Raw genomic sequence first — 3,314 nt, 5'->3', positions numbered from 1 at the left:
AATGACCCGCACATAACGGAGGCTCCCGGAATCCCTAACCAACTGAATCTGTTCGACAATTTAACGGGACAGTAGTGGTGAAATACAGCAGTCTCATCCCACCACTTCCGGGGAAAACGAATTCTTTCACAGTCTCAGCGCGTGGGAACGAGAAAGACCGCGTCGGGCGTCACCTTTTACGACACCCTCGAAGGGAGAGGGGCTTTTGGTACCTATGGAAACATGCGTGTCCATTCGTGGTGCTTGTTTCCAGTTTTTGGGCGCAGCCGTACTCGGTCAGCGGATCGGTGGCGCGTACTGTAGGCCACCGTCTTTCCACAAGGCATTGAGGCCCCGGTCGATACCGAGCCGAGAACCCTTGCCGACGGTACGCTCGAAGACCTCGCCATAGTTACCCACCTGCCGGATGATCCGGTAGGCCCAATCGTCTTTGAGCTTGAGTCCCTTGCCCTTGATGCCCTCGCGGCCGAGCAGGCGGCGGATCTTGGGATTCTTGCTGTCCTTCATCCGCTCGACATTCTTCGAACTCACACCGAGCTCCTCGGCATTGATCATGGCGAACAGGGCCCAGCGGACCACATTCATCCAGTCATCATCGCCTTGGCGGACCAAGGGGCCCAGGGGCTCTTTGGAGATGACCTCGGGCAAAACGGCGGCTTTGCCCGGATCGGCGAGCTTAACCCGCTGACCATAGAGCTGCGACTGGTCGCTGGTGAGTACGTCACAGCGCCCGGACTCGAACCCCTTCACCACCTGGTCCGCGGTGTCGAAGACCACCGGCTCGTACTTCATACCCTGGGTACGGAAATAGTCCGCGAGGTTGAGTTCGTTGGTAGTGCCGGCAAGGACGCAGACGGATGCGCCGTCGAGCTTCTTGGCGCTCTTGACCCCAAGCTGCTTCGAGACCATGAAGCCCTGGCCGTCGTAATAGGTGACGCCCGTGAAATTGACGCCGAGTGTACTGTCTCGGGTCAGGGTCCAGGTGGTATTGCGCGACAGCACATCGATCTCGCCGGACTGGAGGGCCGTAAAACGTTCCTTGGCCGTCAGCGGCGTGAACTCCACCTTGCCTGCATCACCTAGGACAGCGGCAGCAACGGCCCGGCAGACCTCCACATCGATACCGGTCCACTTACCCTTGCTATCCACACTCGAAAAACCAGGCAGCCCGGTATTGACACCGCACAGCAGCTTGCCGCGACCTTGCACGGTATCCAGGGTCGAACCCGCGAATGCGCTTGGAGCGACGAGCAGAACGCCCATGAACAGGAAAAGAAAACGGAGTTTTAATAAAGGATTCATGTCGATTGTTCCTTGTTACAAAGAGATTGAGGACCGAGTGTAGACCTTCCCTGAATACGATGCCCTTTATCGAGAAGCACCTGCTTCGGAGAAAGTCGCGCGCATTCTACCTGAGCCGCGGCGGGATCGCGGTTTCAGCCAAGGTTTGCTACGCACCGATTCGGGAAATGTCGCCTGATTGGAGCAATCAGGTTTCATCTGAAGAAGGGTTCGAGAGCCTCTTGGATCTTGGTCCCATCACGGTACGATTTACCGCTTTTGTTATCGGCGAGCTCCCTTGAGCAAGCATCCTGCCGCCATCCGGGCACCTCACGCTCGAGATCCACTTGGTTCCATTTGTCATGACCATTTTTTAAGAGCTCCCCCATATTGCCCCGGATCGCCCTACCCAGCATACCGAGTTGTTTGCAGCGTTGTCGGTAGTAGGGCGTGTGGCGTTTAGAAAAATCGAACGAGACCAGAACGGCACGTACCGCTGCCGTCGGGACCTTCTCCTTCATCCAGGGATAATCGTCGGGCCCTAAGTATACGCCGTCACCTTCGTAGGTCTGTGCAAATATCTCCTGCTCCGTGATCGGCACGAAGTGAACGCCGTCGAGCAGCTGCAGGATATCCTGCCTGCCGGATTCGGACATGCGCGTGAGCGGCTCGAATGCCTTGGTCGGTTTCCCGGCCACATAGAACATCGCATCCAGCTTATTTGACAGGACGCCCTTGATCGCGTCGTCGGTGCCGAGGTGTTCCTCACGTGCAACATCGATATTCAGGATCTTGAACAGGTTCTTTGCGGTCAACCAGACACCGCTGCCGTCACGCCCGATGGAAACCCGTTTGCCCTGGAGATCCCGCAGGGTCTTGATTTCCTTTCGCGCCAGGACATGGACCTCTTCCAGATAAAACGGAAAGATCACGCGCAGACGCCGCGCGACGTCTTGCAGCTTGGGTTGCCGTTTAATGAAGGTCAAGACATCGGCCTGGACGATGCCGAATGCCGCGTTCTCCTTGCTGTTAATCCGATCTATGTTGGCCAGAGACCCGGCGGATGGCTTGATCTGGAGCCTCAGGCCCTCTTTCCTGGCGTACTGCGCCATGTCGTTGCCGAATCGATAGTAGGTGCCTTTCTTGGAGCCCGTTACCATGCCAACCGGATCGGCAATGCCCGCCATCGGCAAGAGGGCCAGGGAGAATGCAAGGGCAAAGGCCGAAATCATTCGCAGAACACTTCGATTCGCGCTGTTCATTATGATTCCCTCTTAAAGAAAGGCTCAAGATCCGGTGGTTCCGATGGCGGCATCGGCGAACCTTTCCGACAATCCGGATGGTTCGGTGTTTGCGTGCAATCCGGCGTCGGTGTTGGCGGTATGGGAGACCGATCCTTTACCGAGGGACCGACAACGGGACGGTCCTTCAACAGATAATAGGCGGCTGCCGCTCCGGCGGAGGCCAATATCAGTATTATCAGGATCCAGAGCCAATACCTGCGCCGCGGCGCCTTTTTCGGCAGCAATCGGTGGGCCTGGGTCCAGATGTCCAGATGGCAACGGGCCGCATGCTGCGCGACCTTGAGCCGGTGGGCCGAGCCGCCTCCGCCATCCTCGTCGTCGGCCCCAAGATCACGCGGGAAATGCTTCTCGGTCGGATAGGCCCCCAGTGGGTCTTCGACCTCCTTCCCGTCCAAGACCACGACGACACGGTATTTCCACTCGCGATTGTTTCCTGATAGCCGGGTATGGACCTCTAAAAGTCGGGATCCGCCGCCTGCCTCATGGCTGACGCTGCCCTCGGACAGCAGACATTCCACAACCTCCTGCTCAGCGGCCGGCAAATCTGGATGAGACCCAGGCTCGGCCGTGCCGGAAAGCTCCTCGGGCTCGCCGGTAAAGGGGTCCTGATGTTGCTTGCTGCCCATCTGCCGCTACTTATGCCCTGGCTCTCTATGGATTCCAGACTGGTTAGGATATTTTGCGCAAATTTGCCTTCTCAGCAAGCCAGAGGGGCGGCGTATAACTTGC

The 3,314-nt window shown here is 57.8% G+C and carries 3 protein-coding genes; all 3 read right to left on the bottom strand.

Annotated features, from left to right (window positions below):
• Positions 1–276 precede the first annotated feature (276 nt).
• Positions 277–1,302, bottom strand: a complete 1,026-nt coding sequence (locus BQ17_RS18405; RefSeq protein ID WP_089729620.1) for an amino acid ABC transporter substrate-binding protein — start codon at positions 1,300–1,302, stop codon at positions 277–279.
• A 194-nt stretch (positions 1,303–1,496) separates the two neighbouring features.
• Positions 1,497–2,513, bottom strand: coding sequence for a TAXI family TRAP transporter solute-binding subunit (locus tag BQ17_RS18400; protein ID WP_176722511.1), 1,017 nt, complete (start codon positions 2,511–2,513; stop codon positions 1,497–1,499).
• Positions 2,514–2,542: 29 nt separating this feature from the next.
• Positions 2,543–3,211 (bottom strand): hypothetical protein, encoded by a 669-nt coding sequence (locus tag BQ17_RS18395; protein ID WP_089729616.1) that lies wholly within the window; start codon positions 3,209–3,211, stop codon positions 2,543–2,545.
• Positions 3,212–3,314: the final 103 nt, after the last annotated feature.

The sequence above is a fragment of the Candidatus Thiosymbion oneisti genome, assembly GCF_900092655.1.
GTDB classification, from domain to species: Bacteria; Pseudomonadota; Gammaproteobacteria; order Chromatiales; family Chromatiaceae; genus Thiosymbion; species Thiosymbion oneisti.
The sequence above is the reverse complement of the archived record's forward strand: the minus strand, read 5'-3'. Positions and strand labels throughout refer to the sequence as shown.